The 342-nt window shown below is 39.2% G+C and carries 1 pseudogene; it reads left to right on the top strand.

Features of this window, described 5'->3' with window-relative positions:
- Positions 1 to 130 precede the first annotated feature (130 nt).
- A pseudogene (locus HMPREF2637_RS09690) lies at positions 131 to 342 on the top strand (IS110 family transposase); the annotation flags it as partial.

Here is a 342-nt window from a genome sequence, read left to right as displayed (position 1 = left end):
AAATCTCCGACGGGAGAAAGTACTCACTACTTTTTTCGTTATGTTAAAGTAGAGGTGTCTTGTTAAGTCGATGAGTCCTTTGGCGCTAGACGTCGTAATTAAAACTGGCAAGACACCTGTTTTAGGAAGAATGTTATCAAAGTATGTGGGACGAAAAACGTCGAGTATTGAAAATGACATCACTAAAGCAAGGAATCATTCAAGACAAAGAGGTAATATCATGCGAGTAGTTTTTGGGATTGACGTGAGTAAAGCAAGTTCAGAAGTAGCCATCTTGATCAATGGAGAGAAAGTACATGGCTATACCATACCCAATGATGCCATCGGATTTAATCGACTACT

Source organism: Streptococcus sp. HMSC065H07 (assembly GCF_001837325.1).
In the GTDB taxonomy this organism is placed as follows: Bacteria; Bacillota; Bacilli; order Lactobacillales; family Streptococcaceae; genus Streptococcus; species Streptococcus salivarius_H.
Note: the sequence above shows the minus strand (reverse complement) of the source record. Positions and strands in the feature narration are given on the sequence as shown.